This is a genomic window from Brotaphodocola sp. (assembly GCF_983179755.1).
Genome location: NZ_CFAHBC010000001.1, coordinates 79966 through 103297, shown reverse-complemented (window position 1 = coordinate 103297; position 23332 = coordinate 79966). Strand labels below are relative to the sequence as shown.

18 protein-coding genes are annotated in these 23332 nt (G+C 49.0%); 5 read left to right on the top strand and 13 right to left on the bottom strand.

Features of this window, described 5'->3' with window-relative positions; genetic code table 11:
* Positions 1 to 654 precede the first annotated feature (654 nt).
* The 9 genes from AC4EVX_RS00435 to AC4EVX_RS00395 form a co-directional block, all read right to left on the bottom strand.
* Positions 655 to 2751: an LCP family glycopolymer transferase gene (locus tag AC4EVX_RS00435; RefSeq protein ID WP_490159343.1), complete on the bottom strand. Its 2097-nt coding sequence runs from the start codon at positions 2749 to 2751 to the stop codon at positions 655 to 657.
* A gap of 243 nt (positions 2752 to 2994) precedes the next feature.
* Entirely contained in the window at positions 2995 to 4407 is a 1413-nt protein-coding gene (locus AC4EVX_RS00430) for an undecaprenyl-phosphate glucose phosphotransferase (RefSeq protein WP_308450923.1), read from the bottom strand.
* Between the two features lie 141 nt (positions 4408 to 4548).
* The gene (locus AC4EVX_RS00425) at positions 4549 to 5589 is read right to left on the bottom strand and encodes a glycosyltransferase family 2 protein (RefSeq protein ID WP_308450922.1); all 1041 of its coding nucleotides are present in this window, start codon (positions 5587 to 5589) and stop codon (positions 4549 to 4551) included.
* A 9-nt stretch (positions 5590 to 5598) separates the two neighbouring features.
* Positions 5599 to 7791, bottom strand: a complete 2193-nt coding sequence (locus AC4EVX_RS00420; RefSeq protein ID WP_177977083.1) for a glycosyltransferase family 2 protein — start codon at positions 7789 to 7791, stop codon at positions 5599 to 5601.
* Positions 7792 to 7823: 32 nt separating this feature from the next.
* Positions 7824 to 8810 carry a glycosyltransferase family 2 protein gene (locus tag AC4EVX_RS00415; protein WP_177977103.1) on the bottom strand — a complete coding sequence of 329 codons (987 nt, stop codon included), beginning with the start codon at positions 8808 to 8810 and terminating at the stop codon, positions 7824 to 7826.
* Positions 8810 to 9715 carry an NAD-dependent epimerase/dehydratase family protein gene (locus AC4EVX_RS00410; RefSeq protein ID WP_308450956.1) on the bottom strand — a complete coding sequence of 302 codons (906 nt, stop codon included), beginning with the start codon at positions 9713 to 9715 and terminating at the stop codon, positions 8810 to 8812. The genes AC4EVX_RS00415 and AC4EVX_RS00410 overlap by 1 nt, the downstream gene beginning before the upstream one ends.
* A 103-nt stretch (positions 9716 to 9818) precedes the next feature.
* Entirely contained in the window at positions 9819 to 11024 is a 1206-nt protein-coding gene (locus AC4EVX_RS00405) for a class I SAM-dependent methyltransferase (protein WP_308450921.1), read from the bottom strand.
* Positions 10972 to 11943: an NAD-dependent epimerase/dehydratase family protein gene (locus tag AC4EVX_RS00400; protein ID WP_490159342.1), complete on the bottom strand. Its 972-nt coding sequence runs from the start codon at positions 11941 to 11943 to the stop codon at positions 10972 to 10974. The genes AC4EVX_RS00405 and AC4EVX_RS00400 overlap by 53 nt, the downstream gene beginning before the upstream one ends.
* Before the next feature lie 67 nt (positions 11944 to 12010).
* Positions 12011 to 13984 carry a thiamine pyrophosphate-dependent enzyme gene (locus AC4EVX_RS00395; RefSeq protein ID WP_177977086.1) on the bottom strand — a complete coding sequence of 658 codons (1974 nt, stop codon included), beginning with the start codon at positions 13982 to 13984 and terminating at the stop codon, positions 12011 to 12013.
* Between the two features lie 236 nt (positions 13985 to 14220).
* Between AC4EVX_RS00395 and AC4EVX_RS00390 the strand changes: the two genes are divergently transcribed.
* Together AC4EVX_RS00390 and AC4EVX_RS00385 are read left to right on the top strand one after the other, a co-directional pair.
* Entirely contained in the window at positions 14221 to 15618 is a 1398-nt protein-coding gene (locus AC4EVX_RS00390) for a cell wall-binding protein (RefSeq protein WP_177977087.1), read from the top strand.
* 291 nt (positions 15619 to 15909) lie between these two features.
* Positions 15910 to 16416, top strand: a complete 507-nt coding sequence (locus tag AC4EVX_RS00385; RefSeq protein WP_177977088.1) for a hypothetical protein — start codon at positions 15910 to 15912, stop codon at positions 16414 to 16416.
* 22 nt (positions 16417 to 16438) lie between these two features.
* Here AC4EVX_RS00385 and AC4EVX_RS00380 read toward each other — a convergent pair whose 3' ends face one another.
* Positions 16439 to 16633, bottom strand: a complete 195-nt coding sequence (locus AC4EVX_RS00380) for a hypothetical protein (protein WP_177977072.1) — start codon at positions 16631 to 16633, stop codon at positions 16439 to 16441.
* 343 nt (positions 16634 to 16976) lie between these two features.
* Here AC4EVX_RS00380 and AC4EVX_RS00375 point away from each other — a divergent pair, with 343 nt between their 5' ends.
* Positions 16977 to 17300 carry a hypothetical protein gene (locus AC4EVX_RS00375; protein ID WP_490159341.1) on the top strand — a complete coding sequence of 108 codons (324 nt, stop codon included), beginning with the start codon at positions 16977 to 16979 and terminating at the stop codon, positions 17298 to 17300.
* Between the two features lie 79 nt (positions 17301 to 17379).
* A complete protein-coding gene (locus AC4EVX_RS00370; protein ID WP_490159340.1) occupies positions 17380 to 18369 on the top strand; it encodes a hypothetical protein in 990 nt (329 codons plus the stop codon).
* Between the two features lie 143 nt (positions 18370 to 18512).
* Here the strand turns inward: AC4EVX_RS00370 and AC4EVX_RS00365 are convergent, their stop codons facing one another.
* Entirely contained in the window at positions 18513 to 19625 is a 1113-nt protein-coding gene (locus AC4EVX_RS00365; RefSeq protein ID WP_490159339.1) for a DUF3810 domain-containing protein, read from the bottom strand.
* Positions 19626 to 19976: 351 nt separating this feature from the next.
* Here AC4EVX_RS00365 and AC4EVX_RS00360 point away from each other — a divergent pair, with 351 nt between their 5' ends.
* Positions 19977 to 21224 (top strand): MFS transporter, encoded by a 1248-nt coding sequence (locus AC4EVX_RS00360; protein WP_177977091.1) that lies wholly within the window; start codon positions 19977 to 19979, stop codon positions 21222 to 21224.
* Between the two features lie 251 nt (positions 21225 to 21475).
* Here the strand turns inward: AC4EVX_RS00360 and atpC are convergent, their stop codons facing one another.
* Positions 21476 to 21895, bottom strand: coding sequence for an ATP synthase F1 subunit epsilon (gene atpC, locus AC4EVX_RS00355; RefSeq protein ID WP_177977092.1), 420 nt, complete (start codon positions 21893 to 21895; stop codon positions 21476 to 21478).
* A gap of 15 nt (positions 21896 to 21910) precedes the next feature.
* Entirely contained in the window at positions 21911 to 23311 is a 1401-nt protein-coding gene (gene atpD / locus AC4EVX_RS00350) for a F0F1 ATP synthase subunit beta (protein WP_177977093.1), read from the bottom strand.
* Between the last annotated feature and the right edge of the window lie 21 nt (positions 23312 to 23332).

Here is a 23332-nt window from a genome sequence, read left to right as displayed (position 1 = left end):
TCGTTCTCTCTATTATCTTCATGGAACTCTCTGTCCTCATCCTCAAACATGTCTCCAGTCCCCTTTCCTCTATCACCTCATGATATTCGCAATCACGTTTTCCATACTCTCACTGTCTCAGAAAACCATCTTCTATTGTAAATATCTTTTATGTTCTCATAACTGTTCACACACCCTGCAAACAACAATGGATTTTGCGAATGCTTCGTATTCCAAATCGGCAAAATCTGCTACCGCCACCATATCATACGGCATGTTCTCTCTTTACTATCAAGACTATAACAATTAATTGTGTCGGAAATGTGATGGAAACGTATCTAAGATGTGAAACATACACATAAGAAAAATAGTTGAGGGAAACGTGTATACAAAAACAGCTATGACAGACACTTTTTTCTGTCTCTTTCTTTCAATGAATATATATGCAGAAAAGGCTCCGTCAGCGGGAAAGTACATGCAAACCCGTGTGAGACGTCGGTGCTTAGACCGTGTCTTTTACGGTCTTATGCACCGCTACGTTGAACCCGGAGCGAGAGCGCGTTTGCATGACTTTACCCGTGAACGGAGCCATGAGCCATCTTATAATCTCTTATTTTTTTATTACCTGTCGAAAATGTTTAAAATCTTCATCGTGCTAGCTAACACCAGCCCACTTTACTGCCCCGGTCTTGAAACCGGACCAGATCCAGCAGTCGTCGGCATTGTACTTGTTCCTCCCGGTCCCACATGTGCAGTGGTCTCCTTGGACGCTGACGTCGTAGACGAAGCCGGTCCCTCTCCGCGTACAGTCGATGCCGGCGGAAGTTCAGATGTTCCACCGGAAGTAGAATGAGACGCAGTTGTCTCACGATAAGCGGAGGTCGTCGACGTTCCCGCATGGCTCGCACTCGTGCTCTCCTTCGGCGCGATCGTCTCCTTTATTTCTGTTGTTCCCTTCTCCTCTTTTGTTGTCTCTTTCGTCGTTTCTTTTGCGTCCTTCGTTTCCTTTACATCCTTTGCAGATGTCGTCTCGTGAGCATCCTTCGAGTCTTTAGACCCCTTCTCATCCGCCTTCGTGCTCTCGGAAATCTTTCCGGTAGATGAATCATCCGACTCCACAGTCACCTTTACATCTTTCTTGTCATCGGTGCCAGACTCATCCTTAGAATTCTTTGAAGATCCAGTTGTCGCAGAAGCCGTCGTCTTCTGAGGCTGAACAACTCCACTGTCCGTTCCCACCTTCTTGACAACCTGACCCTCTTTATAGATGCCGGTATTCGCAGAGATCTTCTCGCCAATCTTCTTTACGGTCTCAGACGGCTCATAATCGGTCTCATCGTAGAGGAACTCATGAAGCAGTTTGACATTGCTCTCAAGCGTTGCCGGAACAACAACCGATCCCTTCTTGCCCATATTCGCCTCACCGCGCGCCTGCGGGAATCCAGTCGTATCTACGAGATGGAACTTCGAGATGTTCTTCGCATTGTTTACAAGATCATCCACCCAAAGGCTGGTGTAAGTATTCGGGAACACGGTTCCGATCAGACGATAAAGAGTCTGGAAATCTGCCTTCTGCGCCTTCTCAAACGCAAGGCTGATAATCTTTCTCTGGCGCTCAGTACGCGCATAATCCGTATCCATCAGACGGAGACGACCATATGCAACTGCCTGAACACCGTCAAGATGATTCATTCCTGCATGGGTCAGCTGAGTCGAACCGATTCCGGTTGCCTTTACGGTCTCTGTGATGAAAGAGTTAATATAGTAGAACTCTGCCTTGCTCAGCTCCACATCAACACCGCCAAGGATATCAATTCCCTGCGCAACTGCCTTCCAGTTAAAGGTGATATAGTCCGTAATATTCAGATCGAGGTTGCGGTTTAACGCGGTCATCGCCTGAGCTGGTCCACCAAGGAAATATGCCTGGTTAATCTTATTGTAGCTTCCCTTCTCCTGACTGATGTTCAGATAGGAGTCACGGTAAACGGAAACGAGCTTAATCTCTCCGTTTTCCAGATTGATGCTGCAAATGATGTTGACATCCGCATTCGTATCCTTCTTGATCGCATTGTCACGGGCATCCACACCGAAGACTGCGATTGTCCAGTAACCCTTCATATTCTGGGTTGCGACCTCCGGAAGATCCTGATTGACCGTAACTTCCTTCATCTCTTCCTCGCTCGGTCGCTGAATCTTTGCCGCCGTGCGTGCGAAAAATCCATATCCGAAAATAAAGAACAGCGCAAAGCACTCCGCAATCACTGTCGTGATGATTCTGCGGATCGTTCTTCTCTTCTTGGCGCGCTCCATCTCTTTTCTCGGGTTCGGCAGGTTGTTATTTCCGTTGTTATTGCCATTATAACCATTATTATTGCCACCATTGCGACCACCACCATTACCGTGACCGCCATTGTTATAATTGCCACCGCCTCCTCTCGAAGATGCACTCTTGGAAATATTTTTACTTGGAGAAACATTTCTCTGTGCACTCTGGTGTCTCCCCGCACCGGACTCCGGTGAAGAGGATGCTGTGCGCCACCGCTTTGCTTCTTTGCTTCCGGAATTTACAGAATTTCCAGAAGTCTGCACACTGCGAACTCTGCGCACAGAACGCGCAGAACGTGCAGAATGCATCGAATGTCCGGAACGACTCACTGTCACCGAACCGCCCTCCATGATAACCGGTCCTTCCATCTCTCTCTGACGCTCTGAAGTCCGGCGACGGCTTCGCTCGTCTCCCTGTCTTCTGTCTTCCTCGTACTCACGACTCATATATCTACCTCATTTTATTTATTGCCCGGAAAGAAGCCCATCATCCTGATCCTCTCAGATCATCACTTTCTACTTTCCTTCCGTATCCTCAGGTGTCCGTTGTCCACTGTCTGTCAGCGCACCACTCATTTGTCTGTTATCCACTCACAGCTATCTGTCCATTGATCCCTCTATCTGCTTCTATAAAGCTCTAACACTTAAAAATAGCTTTTTCTTTCGTCTTTCGTATCTCATTTAACTAATTTAATAAGCATTCTTATTGATAAAGCCCTTAAAAAACGTCAGAAACAGGATCTTAAAGTCAAATCCAAGTGTCCAGTTCTCAATATAATACAGATCATGCTCGATTCGCTTCGTGATCGAGGTGTCTCCACGCAGACCATTTACCTGTGCCCATCCGGTCATTCCCGGTCGAACCTGATGCTTGATCATATATCGTGGAATCTCTTCCTTGAATTTTTCTACAAAGAATGGTCGCTCCGGTCTAGGACCAACCAGACTCATATCGCCAAACAACACGTTGAAAAGCTGTGGCATCTCATCAATACTTGTTTTTCTGATGAATCTTCCGATCGGCGTCACGCGCGGATCATGAGGACTCGTCCACTGATTTTTCTCCTTCTTCGGGTCCTGCACCTCCATCGACCGGAATTTGTACATCTTAAACGGTCGATTGTGAAGTCCGACTCGCTCTTGACAATAGATCAGAGGACCGGGAGCTGTCAGCTTAATCAAAATCGCAGTGACAAGCATAATTGGTGAAAACAAAATCAACGCTACCAGCGCTCCAAAAATATCGACAGCACGCTTCATCATCGCATTCAGCGGATCGCTGAGCGGAACGCGGCGGATATTGATAACCGGAAGTCCCTGAAGATCTTCCGTGTAAGGTCTTGTCGGAATGATGTTGTTGTAATCCGGAATAAACTTTGTGTGTACGCCGGATTTCTCGCATTCTGCCACCAGATCCTCGAGAATTCCATACTCCCGAATACAGAGCGTGATCGCAATCTCATCCATGAAATTCAGATTCAAAATGTTTCTCAGATTGCTGATCGGACCGATGACTTTAATGCCCCGGTATTCGCTCCCCCGCGCCTTGTGATCATCGAGGATGCCGTGAATCTGATATCCCCACTCAGGATTTGCCAGCACGCGGTCAATATAATTTTCCGCTGCCCGGCTGTATCCGATCAGAAGAATATGCTTCTGATTGTATCCCTTCGCCCGCATTGAGCGCAGGAAAATTCGAATCAAATTCCTCTCAATCGTCTCTGCTGTCACATTGACCGCGCAGAAGACAATGACAAGTTTTCGGGAAAACTCTCTCAGATATGGATTTTTACCTGTCAAATAGAGAAGCAGACCGCTGATCAGAAAACCGATCAGGTTCGCCTTGCAGATATTGGCAAATTCCTGCCTGCGCCCCTGAACCCGTTTCGGGGTGAAAAGCTGAAAAATTGTATACAGCAGCAGGTACAACGGTACAAGCACAAGCAGCGCTCCCATATAAAACCAGTCGGGAAGTACTCCGCCCGTGTCAAACCAGCCACTCTTTATTGTCACAAACCAGCTCAGGATGTACGCCCCTGCAATCACCAGTGCATCCAGCACCACATGCATGCGGTTCAGCCTCTTTTGGTTACTCTTTATCATTTATTTTTGCCTCCGTACAGGGAAAATTCCTCCCTATTTAAGCGCATAGCAACTCAATGATAACGATTATACACGAATTCTTTTCTTTGCACTATTAAATTTCTCTTAAATTTCGTAATGTTATATTTACAACTTGTAACATTATTTTATCAGTTTCTTTCTGATCTGCCGTCTTCCAAACTCATAGATATAGAGCATCGCGCCGTAGATCAGCTCCCACTCGATTGCGAGATAGTTCTGAAAATCCTCCGGTCGATAAGCGACTTTCTTTGTCTTCTTCACCGTACGGATTCCTTCGAGAACTCCGCCGACATACTCCTTCTCAAATCCTTTTTTCTTGAAGAAGAAATATTTTCCGAGGATTCCAAGACCAATTGGAATGCTGTTTAAGAGCAGCTGCCAGCCCGGCATATTCTTATAATTTAAGTAAACATTGTTGCGCGCCGCAAGACGAACTTTGAATTCATTGTACTTCGATCCGCTCGTTCCGCTCCCGACATGATAAATTTCAGCAGACGGACAGTAACGGTTATAGTATCCCGCAATCTTTGCGCGGTATCCCACATCGATATCCTCAAGATATGCAAAATGCATCTCATCAAAGTATCCGATCTCCTCAAAGACCTCCCTGCGGTAAATCGCCGCCCCGGCACACGCCGAGAACACATTGCACGCACGGTTGTAACGCTCAATCTCCTGACCGACTCCGCGCTGGTATGCCCAGCCCATGATGCTGTACATGTCTCCACCATCATCCATCAGCTCCTTGTGGTAGAGCTGAATCATCTTCGGGCTGACCGAAAAGATCTTCGGAGAACGCTCAATCTCGCGAATCAGCGCCTCAACATATCCCTCTTTCGCCTCGGTATCGTTGTTTAACAGAATCACAAACGGAGTCTTTGACGCCTTGATTCCCACATTGACCGCACCGGAAAATCCGGTATTCTCCGGAAGGAAAATCGAGGGAATCTCGTTCTCCTTCAGCCACTCAACACTTCCATCCGTCGATCCATTGTCGACAACGAGAATCTCAAAATCCTTGCAGGTCTGTTTCTCCAGCGCGCTCATGCACATTTCCATGAATTTCAGACCATTGTAGTTCGGAATAATAATCGTCGCTTTCTTCATTTTGCCCTTCTCGCTCATCTCACACTTCTCGCTGTTCTCGCTCTTTTCACCCATCTTGCTATTCTACACCTCCAGCTTATACGGCTCTCCGATCTTCTCCTTCTGGAGATCTCTGAGTGCAAAGTTGGACTTTCTCAGCGTCAGATTCGGATTGTAATACGGGTCTCCGTTTTTCAAAACATCCGGCCAACGGCGGGCAAAAATCGCAATCTCGCGGTTAAAGCGCGCAACCTTCTCCGGCGTATCCTCAAGTCCTCTCGACTTCGACTCATAATGGTACATCACGGAATACGGATTGTATACAACGAGTTTTCCGGCATTTCTGACCTTCATACAGTAATCGATGTCGTTAAATGCGACCGCAAGCTCCTCGGTAAATCCACCAAGCTCACGAAACAGGGATGCTCTCGTCATCATGCATGCCGCAGTCACCGCACTGTAATCCTGAGCGCACATTGCGCGGTGGAAGTAACTGCTCTCTGCCTCATGCAGACCGATGAACGTGTGACCCGCGATTCCGCCAAATCCGATGACAACCCCCGCATGCTGAATCGTGTTATCCTGATAGAGCAGACGAACGCCAACGATTCCGACCTCCGGTCTCTGCGCGTAGCCGAGCATTTCCTCAAACAGATCCTTAGAAATGATCTCGGTATCGTTATTCAGGAAGAGGAAATACTCTCCCTTTGCAAACTGGGCACCGAAATTGTTGATTGCCGAGTAGTTGAACTCGCGCTCCCATTTCACAACATGAACCTGCGGGAACTCTTTCTGGATCTTCTCGTAGTATGCAAATGTCTCTTTCTCCGTGCTGTTGTTCTCAATGACGATAAACTCGAGATTCTCGTACGTCGCGCGCTCCAAAATCGACCGGATACACAGATCAAGATCGGCACTGTGGTCTTTATTTGGAATAATCACAGAGACAAGAGGATTGTTCTGCACCTTGAAAATCGTATGGTAAATGCCGTAGTCGACACCCTTCACAACCTTCTCAGCCGGAATTCCGCATCTCTCATAGTGCGCCATGATCGCCCTTGCGCCCGCCTCAAACGCATACATCTTGCTTTCCGGATTGCTTGCCGTCGAGTTCTGATGGCAACGCCAGTGGTAGAGCACCTTCGGGATATGCACGATCTGGTTTGCCTTCTCTGTGCAGCGGAAAATGAAATCATAGTCCTGAGCACCGTCAAACTCCTGACGGAACCCGCCGACCTGGTTCAAAAGCTCCCGCTTCACAACAAAAAGATGACAGATATAATTTACACTTGTCAGCAGATCCTGGTTGAAATCCGGCTTGAAATGCGGATCAAACAGAGCGCCTCCATCCATATCGAGCTTATCCTCATCCGAATAAATCACATCACAGTCAGGATTCTTGTTGATCGCAGAGGCCACCTCATACAGCGCATGCTCCGGGAGCGTGTCATCATGGTCGGCGAGCACGATGAAATCACCCTTTGCCATCTCAAGCGCGGAGTTCGTGTTTCCGGAAATTCCACGGTTCTCACCCAGATCAACAAATCGGAATCGTGGATCTTCCTTTGCATATTGTGCAAGCACACGGTTGACGATCTTTCCCTCCCCGGCAGGGCTTCCATTTGCGACACAGACCTCCCAGTTCGAGTACGTCTGTGCCTTGATCGAGTCGAGCATCTCTCTGAGATACTTTTCCGGTGTCTTATATGCCGGAATCACAATCGAGAGCAGAGGCTCTGATGCCAGCTTTTCTTTTCTCTGTCGCTCCAACTCTTCCTCGGTCGGCTTCGTCAGCTTATACCACTCACCGTAATCATAGTCATTATCGAGTCCCTGAATCTTGTGCTTCGACTTTAAGATCAGTGCCTTGAGTCCATTCTTCTTCCAGAATTCGAGGGCGACATGGACGGTCTCCATGTTCATCAGATCACGGATCTTCTCGATTCTCTTGTGCAGGACACTCGCGCGCTTCTCGACAAGCTGTTCGTTGTACTTGATCTTGACAGTGCGCCCGTCACAGCGGATTAAAAGCCAGTAATCCTTTCCTCTCTCATACGGAAACTGGATGTCAAATCCAAAATCCCGATCATACACCTTCTTATAATAAATCTGGCTCACATCGTCACGTCTCGTCGCCACATACCGGACTTTGACCGGCTTTTTATTTCCATCCAGAACCTTAAACTGTGCCTTTGACTCCGGCGTCTTTCCGACTACCCAGCCGTTGAGCTGAATCGAATTTTCCCGAATTCTTACCACATCTACCTTATATTTCATAAATCTTATTCCTTCATCCTATCCTTTTCCCTCTAGTTATCCCCGTTCGCTTCGCTCTCTGATTTTTCTTTCACTTTTTTATCCTCAGTGAAATTCAAACGCTCCTCCTCGACAACGAGCGGACGGTGCATCACTCTCTGGTTGATCGAGAGCACATACTCTCCGACCATACCGATGAAGAAAATCTGTACCGATCCCAAAAACAGCATTCCAATCAGCATCGGTGCCATCCCTGCCGGGAAACGATCCCACCAGATCAGCTTCATCACCAGATAGGCGAGAGCAACTGCAAGACTCACGAGACAGCTGAACGCTCCGAGAAACGTCGCAAGTCTCAGTCCTGCCTTCGTGTAAGAAGTCACACTCAGCATTGCCGCATCATAGAGACGGTAGAAATTGTTGTGTGTTTTTCCAGCACGCCGTTTCGGCTGTTCATACGGGATCTCCTTGCGCTTATATCCAAGCTCTGCAACGATTCCGCGGAGAAACGGTGTCGGATCGTCGAGTTTTCTCAGAACCTCAATAAAATCGCGGTCATAGAGACCCGATCCCGTAAAATGTTCGATTTGCTCGACATCGGAGAGTTTCTTGATCGTCTTGTAATAAAAGCTTCTCAGGGCATACATCAGACGGTTTTCCTTACTGCTCGTCTTGATGCCGATGACGATCTTATATCCCTCTTCCCACGCCCGGACGTACTTCGGGATCATCTCAACCGGGTCCTGAAAATCTGCAACCATCTCAATCACACAGTCTCCGGTGACCTGAAGCATCCCGTAGTACGGCGAATTAAACTGACCGAAATTTCTTGCATTGAAAATTGCCTTGATTTTTGGATTTCCTGCACACATACGGCGAAGAATTGACCTCGTCTGGTCCGTGGAATCGTTATCAATAAAGACCAGCTCATAATCGTATTCCGGCAGATCCCGATTCAGCGTCTCCAAGACAGCCTGACTGATCGGCTCTACATTCTCCTCCTCGTTATAGCAAGGAATCAGTACACTAATTTTTTTCATCATTCCTCCATCATGCGCCGGATGCCATCCCGAAACGCGATTTCTTCCTTCCATGTTCCCTCAGTCAGCTCAGACAGAACCTCCGTTCTCGGACAGATCGAGAGCGCTCCTTCTTTTGCCTGCACAAACGTGCCGTACTCGAGTGCGCCTCGTCCTCCCGCAATCTCATGGATCTCCTCAACAAACTCTCTGAGGACTCTCGTATCCTTACTTGCGACATTGACGATCTGGCTCTCCCCACTGTGTTCATCGCTGAACCGGTAAAGTTCAAGCACTGCCCTTGACGCATCCTGAATATCCATAAAGTTCCATCTGTGACGGCAGGCACTCAGAGAGACGGTCTTGCCCAGTGGCAGATCACGCACAAGCGTCGAGATGATCGACCACGGATGATCGCCTCGCCCGTAAACGCTGAAAAAGCGCAGATGATAGTAAGTCATCCCATACTCTCTGCACAACGGCACTGCCCGCTGATAAAATTCCAGCTTTGCCCTGCCGTAGGCATTGACCGGATGGCACTCCATCGATTCTTCCATCGTCCCGTCCTCGGTGATTCCATACTCCACGCGGGAACCCGCATCGAGGAAAAACGTACAGCCGAGCGCATGGGAGGCGCGCACACATGCGAGGGAATCCTCGACATTCTTCTGCTGGACAACCGGCGAATCAATCTCTGCCCGGTTGACACCGCCCCACGCAAAATGAAAGAATGCATCCGCCTGACCGATCGTTTTCACAGCACTCTCCACCTGATCAAGCGCTCCCTCGACTGCGGTCAATTTTTCATGTTCCGGAAGCAGTCCGCGGTTTGGCGAACCTGGACGCACAAGGCAGAAGACCTCCGCTCCGCTCTCAAGCAGAGCCTTCGCCGTGTTCCTGCCGATAAATCCGGTCGCACCTGTCATCACGACTCTCTTTCCTCTCAGTTCCACCTCAAATTCCTCCGTTTAACTATTATGTACTCAAAGAGAACGAGCACATTCGTATTTTTTTTCATATCAAATCCCGTTAATCAGGCTCAATCCGATCCGTCTTCAGTGTCAGCGCCTCCACCTGCGCGCCAAATCGCTCTCGAATAATTCCGGCAATCTCATCAGAGTAACCCGGTGCGACAATCAAAATCACATCGACCGGCTCTTCCTGAAAATGCTCCGGAGCGACGATCGGAATGTGAGACGACGGTGCAAACCGCCCCTGCTTAAACGGCGCAGAATCGATGATATAGGACGTGTACTCTTCCATATGAAGCGTTGACAGCAGAGTAAATCCCTGATGGCTCGCTCCCCAGACCGCAAAGCGCTTCTTCTCCGCCTCCAATCGTCCCTTAAGTGCACGCAGATCTCCGCTGACCTGCTGGTATCCGTCGAGCAGAGGCTGAATTGAAACCGCCTTAATCTCTTTTTGCTTCTCTCCAGCTCGCTCCTGCGACTGCATTTTGTTCCATCTCTCATCCGACATCTTCTTTACAACCATCGAGAGCGTATCCCTGTTAATCATCTCCTCCTCAAGCACCTCAAATCCATTGTGCTCAAGAAGTGCTCGAAGCGTCCCAAACGAATAGTATGCAATATGGTCACGGATCAGCTCATAGTAACTGCCCTTCTCCAAAATATACTCCAGACTCGGAACCGTCACAAGGCCCATTCCATCCTCGGCAAGATTGTGCCGAATCGCCTGAAGCATCACATCCGGGCGTGGCTGATGCTCCAGGAAATTAAAGGAGAGAAAGACATCATACGGGGCCTCCTCATATCCCGCAAACACCTGATCCTTCGTCTCCGGAAATTCCTGCCAGACACAAAGACCATCCTGTTTTGCAATCTCCACAAGATCCGCCTTGTGCTCCATTCCGTATGCCTTCACCGGAAACTCGGTCAGCACTTTGAGAAATTCTCCTCTTCCACAACCAACCTCAAGGAATCGTTTTCCCTCAAGATGATAGGTTTCAATCAAATGACGGTACTGATTTCGGCGCAGACCGGTCATCGTCGTCGAAAATCCGCCGGCGCGGATCACATCTCGATAGTACGATACCGGCTCACAATCAAACTGCACGAGTCCACATGCCGGACACTGATACAGATCAAGGTCAATTCCGCGATCCGCCTTTACTTCTTCTGCATCCGGAATATCCTGAGCAGATGCCGGTGCATGATTCAGTTTAAATAATTCTCTCTCCGGCAGACGATGTCCGCAGGCAATGCAATGTCTCATAAATTCCCTCCGCAAATGATGTCTTCGGTCTCCAGCTTGTCTCCCGGCAGATTTTTTGAATATCCGGCATCAGATCCGCCGGTCCCTCGGCATTCTGAGGACGTTCCCCATACAGGAAACTTCCCTTACTGCCACAGATCTCATACATCTCCTCGACATAGGAGCGCAGAGGTCTTGTATCCATGCTGGCGATGTTGTAAGTTCCCTCTCTCCCCTCACTCAGAAGATGAGAAAGCGCCTCCGCCATATCTTCTATATAAAGGAAGTTCCAGTTCTGAGTACACGGTCCGAGTTTCATCGTCTCCGCCCGTGTCCAGGTATCCAGGCAGGAATTCACTAACGACCACGGATGATCTCCCGGCCCGTACACGCTGAAGATTCTCGTATGAATATACTCCATTTTCAAGATTTTGCAAAGACTTTTTGCCTGATTGTAAAAATCCACCTTCGCTTTTCCGTATTCAGACACCGGATGACACGGCGTATCTTCGTCTATAGTCTGATGCCAGACTCCATACTCCGCCTGTGATCCGCTAAACAAAAAACGACCACAGCCAATCGAGACTGCGGCGCGCACAGATGCTAAAGACAGCACGACATTATTCTGCTGGACATCGCGTCTCGTACGGTTCTCACTCCCCGCTCCGTCCCAGCCAAGATGCACCCACACATCTGCCTGTGGAACACGCTCCGAAATCCTTTCGATCTGGCTCAAATTGCACTCCACAATCTGAAGTCTGCCCGAAACTGTGCCTGTTTTACTCATCTGTTCCGCGACCTCCTTCTCCACCTGCAAGAGAGCCGGAAGATTTTTTGATCCCGGACGAATGACCGCAAAAACATCCTGTCCGTCAAGAAGGAACCGCCGTACACTGGCGGTTCCAATAAAACTTGTTGCTCCTGTCACTACAATTTTCATTCTACTTTTTATCCTGCTTTTCCAGATTTTCTTATCCACGGATTTGTAAATTGTCCCATCCATGATCTTATCCACGAATTCTCGGAATAATCATCATCTCATCCATTTCCTCATCCGAAAGGAATGGGGAGAGATCCTCAAGTGGCGGGGAGACAAGTGTTCCATCCGGAAGACGTTTCGCGGAAGACTTCGGCTCAAAGTTCTGGTCGGTTGAGACGAAGACCTCACAGATAGCCGGTCCGTCAATTGCGAGCGTCTTCTCGACTGCATCTGCAAGCTCACTGTTGTGATGAGCTGACACATACGGATATCCATAGGCATACGCAAGTTTCTCCATATCCGGGAAGCTCAGATCATGGCTGTCAGTTCCGACTCCGACAAGTGGTTCTCCAAAGAAATTCTTCTGCGTCTGACGGATCGAGTGATAACCATTGTTGTTAATCAGAAAGATCTTGATCGGCATCTGATGCGAGATGATCGTCTGAAGCTCCTGAAGATTCATCTGGATACTTCCATCACCGGTCAGCACAATCAGATCGTGGGACGACATTCCATCGCCCTCAAACTCCGGATCGTGAACTGCCATGCAGGCTCCGATTCCTGCCGGAAGATCGTATCCCATCGACGCAATCGCCGAGTTCGAGATGAAACGCTGACCTTTCTTGATGATGTAGGCATGACCACCTGCGACACAGGCAGAGCCATTTCCGACAACCGTCACCTGATCCTCGCTGAGCCTGCTGCTGAGCGCTTCCACAAGCGCATAAATATTCGCCGGTTCGCTATCCGGACGGTTAAGATGCTTGCTCTGGATCACCGGATAACGCTTTCTCCACATCCGGCAGGTCTCCACCCAGTTCAGATCTTTGAGACCATTTCCGCCGTTAAAGACCGGATGATCCTTGTCTGCGCCCTGCTTTTTCAGCACCCGATTCATCACACCCAAGAGATCTTTTGCATCTGCATGAACCGGAAGATCAACGTGAACGCTCGGTTTTTTGAGTTCCTCTGCGTCGACATCACAGACAATCACATAGGCCTCGCGCGCCCAGGTCTTGTAATTATATCCGACCTGACGGATGCTTAAACGGCTTCCCACGGAAAAGACGAGATCACTGTTCTGAACCGCAAGATTGCCCGGGCGATCTCCCATTCCACCGGGACGTCCCGCATAGAGCGGATGCTCATCCCAGACACAGTCCTGATTGTTCCAGCCGGTCACAAGCGGGATTCCAAGACGCTCTGCGGTCTCAAGAAACTCCTCGTAAGCACCCGCAATCCGGATTCCGTTTCCGGTGTAGAAAATCGGGCGTTTTGCCTGTCTGATCTTCTCGATAATCGTCTCCGCGAGTTCCTCGGTCACCTTCGGAAGCTCCGGTTCTCTCTGCTCACCATTTCCGGCAAAATCCTCCGCAGTCGCATGGGGCGGATCGCTCTCATAGACACCAGCCCATCCTGTGCCACCTGCTTCATAATCCTCCGGATCAAAGCCGACGAGATCCTCGGTCTCAACAAAAGCACCCTGAACATTCAGCGGAATGTCAAGCCAGGTCGGACCCGGACGCTTCGTCTGCGCCAGATAAAGAGCCTTCTCAAGACAGAACCGGATTCTCATCGGATCAATCACCATCTCAGAGTACTTTGTCATGCACGCGATCGACTTTGTGATGTCGAATTCCTGATCCCCCATCGCACGAATACCGACTCCTGACCAGCGCGCTGTCGTGTCGTAGCGCACCTGTCCCGACAGAATCAGCATCGGGATCGAGTCGAGCCATCCTCCGACCACTCCGGTGATTGCATTCGTTCCTCCCGGTCCCGTCGTCACGCAGAGCAGACCGATTTTATTGTGGATTCTCGCATAGGATTCCGCTGCCATGGCACACGCCTGCTCATGATGCTGATAGAGACAGGAAAGTCCCTTCTGATGTCCGAGTGCATCGTTCAAATGCATCGCACCTCCGCCCGTCACCGTGAACACCTGATTGATTCCGGCATCGACAATTCTCTGTGCGATATAGTTTGATACTTTCATTTTCATAGTAAAGCCCCTCGCTTATCTCCTAAACTTAGTCTTACCCCCCAGCCCTCTGGGGTCCGTACAGTATGAGGAGAGTATAACACACTTTCCCATGCCTTTCCACCGTTTCCATCAACCATCACTTTAAATCAAAAATCAAATCCGCTATAATCGCAGAGTAATGCAGAGACGGATTTTCGGCCACCGAGATTCTGCGAAGAACAGAATCTGAGATTTATTTAAAGGAGATTATTTTCATGAAAAACAGAAAATTTACCACACTGGCTGTATTATCCACAACGGCGGTTCTCACCGCGGTTCTTCCTTCGATCCCGGCATGGATTCCGGGCACGGTGCAGACTGCATTCGGCGCATCTGCCGGATGGGTGGAGGAAGACGGAGAGCTCCGCTACCGCGACAGCGACGGCTACTATCTCACCGACACCTGGAAAAAGAAGGACGGCGAGTGGTATTATCTTGGGGAAGATGGCCGTCTGACACGCTCCTCGATGGTTGACGAGTACTACGTTGACGCTGACGGAAAGCGCGTTGTGAATTGCTGGATCGGAGAAGATGGAGAGGAATGGGACGATGAGTCCCCGGACACTTTCTGGTACTACTTCGGAAAAGACGGAAAAGCAGTCACCTCCCGTTGGCAGGTGATTGACGGAAAATACTATTACTTTAATGAAGAGAGCCATATGCAGACCGGAAAGATCGAGCTGGACGGCTTTACCTACTACTTAGGAGAAGAAAATGACGGTGTCATGAAGACGGGCTGGATTCAGCTTGAGAATGAGAGCGATGATCCGGACAATGAGCTTGTCTGGCACTATTTTGACGGAAACGGTCGCATGGTGATGAACCAGATCGACCGCAAGATCGAAAATCATTACTATACATTTGAGAACGGCATTTTACAGACCGGCTGGTATCAGCTTCCGGCTTCTGATTCTGCAAATGCAACCGGAACCGAGGGCGAGAATAACCTTGCCTCCGCATCCAACGCCACCGATGCATCTGCTACTTCTGTACCGCAGATCTCTTCCTATCAGTACTATGAGGAGGACGGAAAGCGCGCAAACGGCTGGTACACGATCGAGGGCGCTCCGGAGATCAGCGAGGAAGGCGAGCTCTTCAAGTTTTACTTCAAAAACGGTGCACCTTACTACGCACAGACCGGCGTCCAGACATTCAGCGTGGAGTCCCGCCGTTATGGCTTCAACACCCGCGGAGAGATGCAGACCGGTCTTCAGGAGGTAACGCTTGAGGACGGAACTACCGCAAACTTTTACTTTGGAGAGGACGGCGTGATGAAGACCGGCAGACAGTCGATCTACGATGAGGATCTCGATGAGACCCAGTCCTGGTTCTTCTACACGGACGGCGGAAACAAGGGACAGGGCGTTCATGGAGTCCGCGACAACAGCGTTTATCGCCGTGGACTGCGTCTCGATGCAGACCGCGACTTACGCTACGCACCTGCCGACCTCGACGGAACGCTTTACCTTGTAAATACCTCCGGAGCAATCCAGAAGGCTTCTGCTTCCACAAAATCTTCCTCCAGACCGGAGCTTGGAAACGGATTTAAGGATTTCAAGGACTCCAACGATAAGATCTGGGTGGTTGACCGAAACGGCATTATCCAGCAGTAAAACATAAGCGAACGAAAAACAATTAAACATTATGGGCACAAAATCAAGTCTTTTCATCCGTTCACCACTATAAGAAATGATTTTGTTGCCCATATTTTATTTTTATTCCTGACGCGTATTTGAATTTTATAAGACCAGATAAATAAAAATTTTAAATTTTTGTTATATTTTTTCGGAACTGCCGTAACCATTATTGTGATTGTTTGAGTGATACGAAGTGGGGAAGTATCCCCATTATCAGCCTTGAAAATCAAAGGATTTAAGGATTTATTGTTGGGAGGAAGTAAAATCATGCGGGAACTGGCTGTCTATTATTGTCCAAAATGCGGATACTACGGATATTTTCATCTTGAACAGAACGCAATCTGTCCGAATTGTCTCAGGAAATTGGACTGTCTCGACCTGCCATACCCGGATTTTGTCAATCTCAGCCTTGAGGCGAGAGATGCCCTTCTGATTCAGAAAATCCTGTCCCACGATCCGTCCGTCTCCAACCGGATTCTGACCGCAGACCGTGCACACAGCTATCGAAAGACGATTGCCACTCTTCACTCTCAGGTCTATGATCTGAAATTGGAGAACAAGCAGCTGCTTGAAACTCTCAACTGGATGCACGAGACGATCTGGGAACTTCTCAGCAAAAAACCGCGTTTTGAAAGTGCAGATTCTCTTCCGGATCTTCCGGAATCGCTTTCTTCCGATGCTTTGCCGGATCACGATCCATCCTCCTCGCAGGATGATCTCTCTTCCAAGAATAATACCGATTCACCGGATGAGCAATCCGAATCCGCAGATTGATTAAGCGGATTTCCACAGATTTTTATTTTTCATCATTTTTTACACAATCTGTACCAGTAATATATCGAACAATCAGACGATCCTGCGTTTTCTGCATCTGACGGATCGTCTTCAAAAGTATCTCATTTTCTTTTTTCAGGCTCTCGTTTTCCTGCTTCAGCCGTTTCCAATTTTCCAACATTCCCATCTCATGTGCCTCCTTTTTAACTCCCTGCATCAAGCGAATTTCCTTTATCATTTCGCAGACTCAGGAGATTTTCTCTCGATTCTTTTCGGCTGATTTTTTGTCAGAAAATCTCTGAGCCTGTCTTCTGTTCACTTTCTTTTCTATGAATATAATCAATATAATTCTTTTTTGTTTCTTTGAAAAGCGAATTTAATCGCAAAGTTCGACACCTGTTACTGTTCAGAAGTTTTCTCCCTCCAAATTTCTGTCAATCATGACGTTCATAACGATTTTCTTACGATTCCCCCGATTTCCTTACAATCCTTTTCGAGCTATTGTCATCAAATTCTCATGCTGTTATAATAAGGTCAGCAAGAAAAAGAGGTGATTGACTATGCGAAAAAAAATAGGAATACTCTTTGCTATGATTACCTTCTGTCTTCTTCTGAATGTCATTCCTGCAATGGCAGGCGAATGGCGCAAGACCGGAGAAGATCAGTGGCAATACATGAAGGATGATGGCTCCAAGGCAACCGGATGGCTTGAAATCGACGGAAACCGCTATTATTTCGATGAAAACGGCAACCGCAAATCCGATTATTGGCTCAAGGATGACGGTTCCTGGTACTATCTCGATGAAGATGGTATAATGGCAAGGAATACTTGGGTTGACAACTACCACGTTGACAACTCCGGAAGATTTGAAAAGAAACGCTAGATTTTCGTTCATCCAACAACCTATACATGAATGACTGTATTTAAAACATTGATTCTACGAACATGGAGGGACTTTTAACATGAAGAAACGTTTTCTCAGCATGGCAGCAGTTGCACTTGCACTCTCTATCTCCACTGGAATGACCGCATTTGCAGGTTCCTGGAAATCCGATGAGAATGGTAAATATTACGAGAACGATGACGGTTCCCGCCCGGTATATGCTGGCTGGTTCACCGATCCGGAAGACGGAGCGATGTATTACATGGACCCGGATGGTTATGCAATGACGAACACCAAGGTTGAGGGATACCGCCTTGATGATGATGGTCGTCGTATCGAGAAGACCGAGGAGGATCTCCAGCGTGAGGCAGCCCGCAAGGCAGAGCTTGCTTCCCGTCCGAGCCCGGCAAGAAAGGCTGCTGCTGCTGAGGTCGCTGCTGACGCTGCAAAGACAGCTGCCACTGCTACCACGACAGGACGCACTTCCTATCAGTCCGAGATGAAGGTATTTATGGACAAATACTTCATCGAGGCAGGCAAGGCTTGCACAAATGACGATATTGTCGGCACAACCGACGAGGACAACACCGAGATCACCTATGCATTCAAGACCAACGATGGTTACCATTTCTTAGAGGCAACCGAGTGGCTGTCTGTTAAGGAGTCTTCCACCAACTACAAACCGCAGGCATTCGATCTGTTCTACAACTTCAACGCCATGGGCGGTGAGGAAGCTACGATCTTCGGCAATACCTTCAATCAGATGGCAATCGCAGCAGTAGGCGAGACTGAGGGTCAGACAGTGATTGACTCGATCAACGAGGCTCGCAATGCAGGAACCGCATCCTTCAATCGTAGCGCAAACACCGATTCTGGCAACAGCTACACCCTGACTTACAGCAACGGAAGCGCAACCCTCTCTGTAACCTGCAGTGAGCAGGATTCGATTGCAGCTGAGGCTGAGCGGGCAAAAGAAGAGGCTGAGGCAAACGCAAACGCTGAGGCTGAGCAGACTGCAACTTCCACTGTACTTGTAGCTGGTCAGAGCGCAGCTTCCACTGAGGAATAGGATTCGTGAAAGTATCACCGATGCTTTTGCGATCTGCAAAATAATCCTGCAAGAAGCTCGTATGCAGTCCTTTCATACAAATACAAGAGAGTTCGCAGAGGATGAAAATCTCATCTTCTGTGAACTCTCTCTTTTATTAATCGTCACTCTCCACGCTTCTCCAGCTTTCGATAGGCAAGCATCAGGTCAACAACTCTGCCATAACTTTTCACACCATCTTCCTGAAGATTTGCCTTCAAATAGGTATCGTTGATCTGGTTTGCGACCTTGGCAGTCTTTGTGTCATAACGATCCCAAAACTGATTATTCCTGGCAAGATCCTCCCTTACCTCCGTCTCCAACCTCGCAACGCACTTCTGATATGCATCTCGATCAACATCGGCAAGCGCATTTGTCGCATGAATCCATCCAAGCAGGTATCCACTGTACCGAAATGCCCGATCCTCCGAGAAACTGCAAGCAAGACAGGCAATAAAATTTGCCTCATCCTCCCTCATAAACCCTTTCAGATGGGAGAGTTCATGACAGATCGTGTGCGGAATGTTGTAATCCGTCATCGCCCTGTTATAATTTGCCTCCACCGTAAACGGCGAATAAATCCCGCTCAACTGCTGAATCGACAAAATCTCCGACACGGTAACCTGTTTCGCCCTCGGATAAAATCCCGCAAGCTCCGGATAGTGTTCTCCAACCGCCTGCATCGCACAAATTTCTTCTCTCTGCCACTCCCACTTTTTATTTTTATAAGAAAAATTCTTCTCCCGGTCTTCCTCGGAAACAGGCGCATTTTCATTGACTTTCTCTGTCAGAAACTCACACAAATCTGCGAGCTCCTCGGTCGTATAGCGCCCTGTCTCAATCCCCGCATACTCGGAAAACGCTCTCGCATGATAATTGATCCCACAATTCATTGTATACAAGAAAAACAGCAACGTCGCCGTCAAACACATTCTCCGCAAAAGACGCATCCTCCATGGCTTTCGCGCGCGAATCTGCCCGATCAGCCATCCTGTTCCGACAACCACAATCACATAGATTCCAAACTCAGAGACAGAAAACGGAAACCACCCAAACACTCTCCCCACACTCCCGACAATCAGCGGATAGATGTGATGTGCATACCAGTCCGCAAATCCCGGCACATTTCTTGCAATCCCCTGAAACAACAGCGCCAGAATCAGACAGATCCACGCAACCACGGTATATTGCTTTTCTTTGTTCTCTACATTTCCTGCATCTCTCATCATGTTTCTCATCTCTCTTCTCTTACGAAATCTCGCCCAGACTTGAATTCTTTTTCATACTTTTGATTTCACTCTACTCCCTATCTTAACACAACTTCACACAAACGAAAATCTGTCCTCCTGTGGAACCGAGAGCTCCGTAAGATAAGATGGTGACAATGGGAATTTACCGTATTTAAATGAGAAGCCACTGCAAATCCCGTTACTGGACACATGCGCATGAACCGTAACGATTTGTACTCCACCAGCTTGTCCGAAAAGAGTTGCCACTGTCCGCAGAAAGACCTATAATGAAAGTTACACATAACTGTTCTGTGTCCTCGTTCTCACAGCTACCAGACTACACTTCAAAGGAGCAAACGTATGAATTCCTCAGTTTCTAAAACCAAACTGGCACTCTCCGTCTTTCGACGCTGTTGCTACGGATACTTTGTCAGTGGAATGGTCATCCTTTCCTTCGGTGCAATCATGCCCTCCCTGATTGCAGAATCCAGCATGAACTTTGCAACGGCAGGCGGTCTTCTGTCCTTCATGGCAATCGGTAACTTCCTCGCCAGTTTCGTTTTTCCGGCAATGACAGCCCGCTTTGGACTGCGCGTTTCCATCTCGTTCTGGTCGTTCACAATCCCGATCACCCTCTTCCTGTTTTCTCTCCTTCCTCCGCTCCCGGCCATGTATGCTCTGATCTTCTGCATCGGTCTGGCGCGCGGTTCCGTCACCATCATCAACAATCTGGCAGTCAATCAGGTCATAGAAGAGCCTGCACGCTACCTGAATCTTCTTCATTGTAGCTTTGCAATCGGCGCATTTGCATCCCCATTTCTGACCGCCTGCCTGCTCAGGCTTGGCTTTGGCTGGAGAACCATCCTCTACCTGCTGATTCTCCTCTCCGCAAGTGCCGGGATCTGCTATTTCAGCATGGATTACTCGCTCGTTTCCTCTGAGAAGAAATCGAACACGAAGCAATCGTCCAGGGTAGCTTCCTCAAAGACTGCTTCTGCCACCAGCCCAACCTCAAAGAACTCCGGAAATCTGGATTTCCTGAAAAATTCCGATTTTCTGTGCATCGCCTTCGTTCTCTTTTTCTATCTCGGAATTGAGAACTCAATCAACGGCTGGTTCGTGACCTATCTTCAGAACACCGGCATCATGAGCACCACATTTGCGACAAACATGGTATCTGTCACCTGGCTGATGATCATGGCAGGACGACTCGTGACTGCAAAGATCTCTGCCACAGTCGGAAGAAGCCGAATGATCGTGATCCAGACCATCGGAAGCACGGTATTCTTCTTCCTTCTGACCCACGCGACGACTCTCCCGATCGTCACACTCGCCCTCGGTGGACTCGGTTTCTTCCTCGCAGGCATCTATCCGACCTGCATCGCAGAAGGAGGACAATATATCGTCGGATCAACACTCGGAATGTCTGTTCTGACCGCAGTCTCCGCACTCGGTGGAATCCTCACCCCGGCTCTGATCGGATGGATCGCCGACCGCTCCGGAATGACCGGTGCAATCGGCACATTGAGCGTCAACGTCCTTCTGATGATTTTGCTCGGACTGCGAAATTATTTCCGTTCTATCAAAATCGCAGAGTACCACGCCTGACGGCGTAGGAGACGAAGACTTCAGACGTGGTAATTCATCCGTAAGCATGCCTAATAAATACATATAACTCAGGATCACTTACAAAATCTCTGCAAGCGTAGACTTGAACTCAGGATGCATCACAGGCTCCGGCATGGGAAGGTTCTCGCAAAAGAAATAGCACGAAAAAAGCAGGCATTTCCTGACGCATCTGCGACGAGAAATCCCTGCTTTTTGATTATTTGATTATTTTATATCCATACACTCAAAAATTAATTCCGGCGATTCTGTCGCGCTGTTCCGATACGCACAAGCGCACGGTGCAGTTTCGACTCCGCCATCTTATAATCCTGCTCAGACAGACCGGTCTGCGCCATCTTCTCCTCTGCACGTCTCTTAGAAGCCTCCGCACGAGTCACATCAATGTCCTCGCTCCACTCCCAGGTCGTCGCCATCAGACGGCACTCACCATTCATCACAGTCAGCATTCCACCGATGCAGGCAGCCTCCCGCTTTGTTCCATCCTCGAGCACCACAACAGCCTTACCCATACCGATTGCGGTACAATAATTCATGTGGTGAGCCAGAATTGCAAGATCTCCATGGATCGTTCGGCAGGATACGCTCTGCACCTGCCCGTCATACATCAGACCGTCAAGAGAGGCAATCTGCAAATGAAAGGTTGATCCCATACGGCTTCCTCCTTCCTACTGCTGTAACTTCTTTGCCTTCTCATAGACATCGTCGATGGTTCCGGCAAACAGGAAACAGCTCTCCGGAATGTCGTCGCACTCACCGTCAAGAATCTTCTTAAATCCTCTCAGGGTCTCCTTCAGCGGAACGTACTGTCCTGCCATACCGGTGAACTGCTCTGCAACAGAGAAGCTCTGGGACAGGAAACGCTGTACCTTACGCGCTCTCGAAACGGTCAGCTTATCCTCCTCAGACAGCTCATCCATACCCATGATTGCGATGATATCCTGAAGCTCCTTGTAACGCTGAAGCACTCTCTGTACCGCACGAGCGATGTCGTAATGCTCCTGTCCAACGGTCTCCGGAGACAGAATACGGCTTGTAGAATCCAGCGGATCTACTGCCGGATAAATGCCCTGGCTGGCAATTTCACGGGAAAGTACCGTGGTTGCATCCAGATGGGTGAACGTTGTTGCCGGAGCCGGGTCAGTTAAATCATCTGCCGGCACATAGACTGCCTGAACAGAAGTGATAGAACCCTTCTTCGTGGAAGTGATACGCTCCTGAAGAGCACCCATCTCCGTTGCCAGAGTCGGCTGGTAACCTACTGCGGACGGCATACGTCCAAGCAGAGCGGATACCTCAGAACCTGCCTGGGTGAAACGGAAAATGTTGTCGATGAACAGAAGCACATCCTGGTTCTTGACATCACGGAAGTACTCCGCCATTGTCAGACCGGACAGTGCCACACGCATACGAGCTCCCGGTGGCTCATTCATCTGACCATATACCAGAGCGGTCTTATCGATAACTCCGCTCTCCTTCATCTCTCCATAAAGGTCGTTACCCTCACGGGTACGCTCTCCTACGCCGGTGAATACAGACAGACCGCCGTGAGCTGTCGCAACGTTATGGATCAGCTCCATGATCAGAACCGTCTTACCTACACCTGCACCTCCGAACAGACCGATCTTACCGCCCTTTGCATAAGGACAGATCAGGTCTACGACCTTGATACCGGTCTCGAGGATCTCCGTTGCCGGAGTCTGCTCCTCGTAGGAAGGTGCCTGACGATGAATCGCCCAACGCTCCTTTGCCTCCGGAGCCGGCATATCATCTACCGGATCACCCAGAAGGTTAAATACTCTTCCCAGACACTCCTCGCCGACCGGAACCGTGATCGGATTTCCCGTATCCACAGCATCCGTTCCGCGAACCAGACCGTCGGTAGAGTTCATAGCGATGCAACGCACCACATCGTCGCCGATCTGCTGGGCTACTTCGGCCACAACGCGGTGACCGTTCACCTCAATCTCAATCGCGTTCAGCAGTGCCGGCAATTCACCCTCTGCAAACCGGATATCCAGTACCGGGCCGGTTACCTGCACTACCTTGCCAATATGTTTCTCACTCATATAAGAATCTCCTTGTTATCC

What these genes read in the sequence shown, in the direction of transcription:
- AC4EVX_RS00405 (WP_308450921.1), bottom strand. Translation starts at nt 11,024, where the DNA reads ATGAGACATTGCATTGCCTGCGGACATCGTCTGCCGGAGAGAGAATTA.
- AC4EVX_RS00430 (WP_308450923.1), bottom strand. Translation starts at nt 4,407, where the DNA reads ATGATAAAGAGTAACCAAAAGAGGCTGAACCGCATGCATGTGGTGCTG.
- AC4EVX_RS00380 (WP_177977072.1), bottom strand. Translation starts at nt 16,633, where the DNA reads ATGCAGGGAGTTAAAAAGGAGGCACATGAGATGGGAATGTTGGAAAAT.
- AC4EVX_RS00370 (WP_490159340.1), top strand. Translation starts at nt 17,380, where the DNA reads ATGAAGAAACGTTTTCTCAGCATGGCAGCAGTTGCACTTGCACTCTCT.
- AC4EVX_RS00410 (WP_308450956.1), bottom strand. Translation starts at nt 9,715, where the DNA reads ATGACAGGTGCGACCGGATTTATCGGCAGGAACACGGCGAAGGCTCTG.
- AC4EVX_RS00435 (WP_490159343.1), bottom strand. Translation starts at nt 2,751, where the DNA reads ATGAGTCGTGAGTACGAGGAAGACAGAAGACAGGGAGACGAGCGAAGC.
- AC4EVX_RS00395 (WP_177977086.1), bottom strand. Translation starts at nt 13,984, where the DNA reads ATGAAAATGAAAGTATCAAACTATATCGCACAGAGAATTGTCGATGCC.
- AC4EVX_RS00400 (WP_490159342.1), bottom strand. Translation starts at nt 11,943, where the DNA reads ATGAAAATTGTAGTGACAGGAGCAACAAGTTTTATTGGAACCGCCAGT.
- atpC (WP_177977092.1), bottom strand. Translation starts at nt 21,895, where the DNA reads ATGGGATCAACCTTTCATTTGCAGATTGCCTCTCTTGACGGTCTGATG.
- AC4EVX_RS00425 (WP_308450922.1), bottom strand. Translation starts at nt 5,589, where the DNA reads ATGGGTGAAAAGAGCGAGAACAGCGAGAAGTGTGAGATGAGCGAGAAG.
- atpD (WP_177977093.1), bottom strand. Translation starts at nt 23,311, where the DNA reads ATGAGTGAGAAACATATTGGCAAGGTAGTGCAGGTAACCGGCCCGGTA.
- AC4EVX_RS00385 (WP_177977088.1), top strand. Translation starts at nt 15,910, where the DNA reads ATGCGGGAACTGGCTGTCTATTATTGTCCAAAATGCGGATACTACGGA.
- AC4EVX_RS00365 (WP_490159339.1), bottom strand. Translation starts at nt 19,625, where the DNA reads ATGAGAAACATGATGAGAGATGCAGGAAATGTAGAGAACAAAGAAAAG.
- AC4EVX_RS00415 (WP_177977103.1), bottom strand. Translation starts at nt 8,810, where the DNA reads ATGAAAAAAATTAGTGTACTGATTCCTTGCTATAACGAGGAGGAGAAT.
- AC4EVX_RS00360 (WP_177977091.1), top strand. Translation starts at nt 19,977, where the DNA reads ATGAATTCCTCAGTTTCTAAAACCAAACTGGCACTCTCCGTCTTTCGA.
- AC4EVX_RS00420 (WP_177977083.1), bottom strand. Translation starts at nt 7,791, where the DNA reads ATGAAATATAAGGTAGATGTGGTAAGAATTCGGGAAAATTCGATTCAG.
- AC4EVX_RS00390 (WP_177977087.1), top strand. Translation starts at nt 14,221, where the DNA reads ATGAAAAACAGAAAATTTACCACACTGGCTGTATTATCCACAACGGCG.
- AC4EVX_RS00375 (WP_490159341.1), top strand. Translation starts at nt 16,977, where the DNA reads ATGCGAAAAAAAATAGGAATACTCTTTGCTATGATTACCTTCTGTCTT.